Source organism: Frisingicoccus sp. (assembly GCA_016298055.1).
GTDB lineage: Bacteria > Bacillota > Clostridia > Lachnospirales > Lachnospiraceae > Frisingicoccus.
In genome coordinates this window covers 1-3131 of the sequence record JAEDDO010000197.1, presented here as the reverse complement: position 1 = coordinate 3131, position 3131 = coordinate 1, and the positions used below count along the sequence as shown (strand labels likewise).

5 protein-coding genes are annotated in these 3131 nt (G+C 41.2%); all 5 read left to right on the top strand.

What is annotated here, in order from left to right; all coding sequences use genetic code 11:
- Positions 1-38 precede the first annotated feature (38 nt).
- Positions 39-308 carry a sporulation transcriptional regulator SpoIIID gene (gene spoIIID / locus QZZ35_RS10415; protein ID WP_291237341.1) on the top strand — a complete coding sequence of 90 codons (270 nt, stop codon included), beginning with the start codon at positions 39-41 and terminating at the stop codon, positions 306-308.
- Between the two features lie 158 nt (positions 309-466).
- The gene (locus QZZ35_RS10410) at positions 467-658 is read left to right on the top strand and encodes a PspC domain-containing protein (RefSeq protein WP_291237340.1); all 192 of its coding nucleotides are present in this window, start codon (positions 467-469) and stop codon (positions 656-658) included.
- 269 nt (positions 659-927) lie between these two features.
- On the top strand, positions 928-1722 hold the full coding sequence (locus tag QZZ35_RS10405) for an enoyl-CoA hydratase/isomerase family protein (RefSeq protein ID WP_291235085.1): 795 nt from the start codon (positions 928-930) through the stop codon (positions 1720-1722).
- A gap of 49 nt (positions 1723-1771) precedes the next feature.
- Complete coding sequence (locus QZZ35_RS10400; protein ID WP_291235086.1) at positions 1772-2488, top strand: 3-oxoacid CoA-transferase subunit A; 717 nt, start codon at positions 1772-1774, stop codon at positions 2486-2488.
- A gap of 2 nt (positions 2489-2490) precedes the next feature.
- The coding region (locus QZZ35_RS10395) for a 3-oxoacid CoA-transferase subunit B (protein ID WP_291237339.1) at positions 2491-3131 on the top strand (641 nt) is incomplete at its 3' end.

The window sequence follows — 3131 nt, the reverse complement described above, 5'->3', positions numbered from 1 at the left end:
GCATACACTGTAAAAACAGCATTTTCGGGGGATTAACCTTGAAAGATTATATCGAAGAACGGGCTGTAGAAATTGCAAATTATATTATTGAGACGAAGGCGACGGTGAGGCAGACGGCAAAGAAATTTGGTATCAGTAAATCAACGGTACATAAAGATGTAGCAGAGCGACTGCTTTATATTAATCCAAATCTTGCGGCCGAGACACGGAAAGTTCTTGATGTGAATAAGTCTGAACGGCATATCCGGGGTGGGATGGCTACACGCGAAAAGTATTTGCATAAGCTTCATCCTCCGGAGGAAAGCTGAGTTATAATTAAAAATGGGATAAAAGGGACACTTGGCATGATATAGGTGCCCGAGTGTTCTTTTTTCTATAAAACTGACACAATCCTATGAAGAATATACCTATCTAAAACATGCCATCTTTTGTATAATAAAGATAAAGAAAAAGAAGGGGTGATTTTATGAGTAAGACATTATACAAATCGGATCAGAACAAGATGGTAGATGGTGTTTGTGGAGGAATTGGTGAATATTTTGGCATAGATCCGACCATTATCCGACTGGGATGGGTACTTTTTTGTGCCATGGGAGGAAGCGGTTTTATTGCCTACATAATTGCTGCCATTGTGATTCCTAAACGACCGATATATTAAGATGTTTAATTTCTCTCTCAGGTAGACTTCGAGTCAATAAATTGTAAAAATTTAAGAGAATATTCGATAAATTTAACTATTAATTTGTAAATATGCAAATGAGATAAAATTTTCTTAAAATTAGTGAAAATATATAAATTTTTCGAATAAAAGTGTTAAAATATTGACAATTTTGCTAAAATATGTTTTAATAAGATTCAGAGAAAGTTAATTTTAATCGTATCAGGGGATTAGAAAAAATATATTTTTTTATATGGGAGGGACGTTTAATGGAACTTAAGAAACTTATTTACACAGTGGAAGACGGAATTGCTGTTATCAAGATGAACTACATGAAGAATCTGAATGCCATTGATGAGCAGATGGCGGATGAACTTATGTATGTTGTGGATGCAGCAGAGAAGGATCCGAATGTAAAAGTGGTTGTTCTTAAAGGAAGCGATAAGGCATTTTCAGCCGGTGGGGATATCGGTTACTTTTATGATCTGATTCAGGCCGGCGGCGAAGTCAATATGGACGGTCTGATCGCAAAAGTAGGTATTGTTGCCGATGGTTTTAAGAAGATGAGTAAGATGGTTATTACTTCTGTATGCGGTGCCGCAGCAGGAGCCGGCGTTAGTCTTGCACTTGGTGGGGATTTTATGATTTGTGCAGACAATGCTAAGTTTATTCTTGCCTTCGTTAATATTGGACTTGTTCCGGATACAGGTGCGACCTATCTGTTATCGAAGAGCATCGGAACAGCACGGACATTAGAATTAGCTGCTACGGGACGTCCGATGGATGCAGCAGAAGCCAAGGCACTTGGACTTGCGTATAAAGTTACAACAAAAGAAGAACTGGATGAAGTAACGATGAAATTTGCAAGAAAGCTTGCAGCAGGTCCGTTGATTTCTTATAAGAATATTAAAAAGCAGATTTACGATGCCAATTATGCAGACTATAAGAAATGGTTAGATGAAACTGAAATTCCTACTCAGCGTGAATGTGCGGCTTCCATGGATTTCCAGGAAGGATGCAAGGCATTTATGGAAAAACGTAAAGCAGCCTTTGAGGGTAAATAGATAAACGGGAAGGTTATGTAAATGTTTCATATGAAAGGTGGTAACGAAGGTGCGATCAAAAGTAGTGACCAGGGAAGAAGCCCTGAAAGTATTTAAAGATGGTCAGACCATTATGTTCGGTGACTGGCATGGTGAACTCTCAGCTGAAGAGATTATTACCGGTATGCTTGAAATCGGTGTGAAAGATATTGATGCGATTGCTGTTTCCGGTGGTATGCCGGATCAGGGTGTCGGCAGATTGATAAAAGAGCATCGTGTAAGAAGCCTGAAGACGACACACATTGCATTTAATCCGCTTGCTCGTGATCAGATGTTTGCAGGAGAACTGGATGTGGAATTCGTACCTCAGGGTACTTTTGCAGAACGCATTCGCTGTGGTGGAGCAGGTCTTGGCGGTTGCCTTACACCTACAGGTGTAGGAACAGATGTAGAGAAGGGTAAACAGAAACTTACAATTAATGGAAAAGAATATCTTCTGGAATTGCCTCTGCATGCAGACGTTGCTGTCATTAAAGCATGGAAAGCAGATACAGCAGGAAATATCAAGTTCCGATTGACAGCCAGAGCTACGAATAATTATATGGCTTATGCGGCAGATACAGTTATTGTCGAAGTCGAGGAACTGGTGGAAGTCGGAGAAATTGGTCCGGATGAAGTCGACGTTGCAGCTCCGATCATTGACATGGTATATGTCAGAACCGGCGAGAAAAAGCCGTTATGTCCGATGTGGCAGCGTGCGAAGGCAAAAGCGGAAGGAGGTAAATAATCATGGCAGGACTTACAGGACGTGCACTTATTGCATCCCGTTGTGCAAAGTTTTTTAAAGACGGTGATTTTGTAAACCTTGGAATCGGCCTTCCAGCATTATGTGTGAACTATTTGCCTGAAGGTGTTGAATTATGGCTGGAATCTGAAATCGGTATTGTTGGTTCCGCACCGGCACCGGATTGGGATCATGTGGATCCGGATATGATCGATGCGGGTGGACAGCCTGCAGCAGTTATTAAAGGCGGCAGTGTTGCGGATCATCTGATTTCCTTTACTTATATTCGCGGCGGACATATTGATGCAGCGGTACTTGGTACACTTCAGGTCGATCAGGAAGGTAATATTGCCAACTGGACGATTCCGGGCAAACTTGTTCCGGGTATGGGCGGTGCCATGGATCTTTGTGCAGGTGTCAAGAAGATTATTGTGGCAACGGATCATTGTGAGAAGAGCGGAGAATCAAAGATTCTTAAAAAATGTACCCTTCCTTTGACAGGAGCAAAATGTGTAACAGATATTGTAACAGAAAGATGTTATTTTGAAGTTACACCGGACGGACTTGTTCTCAGAGAACTGGCTCCGGGATACACAGTAGAAGATATCCGTGCATGCACAGATGCAGATTTTACAGTTGCAGATGA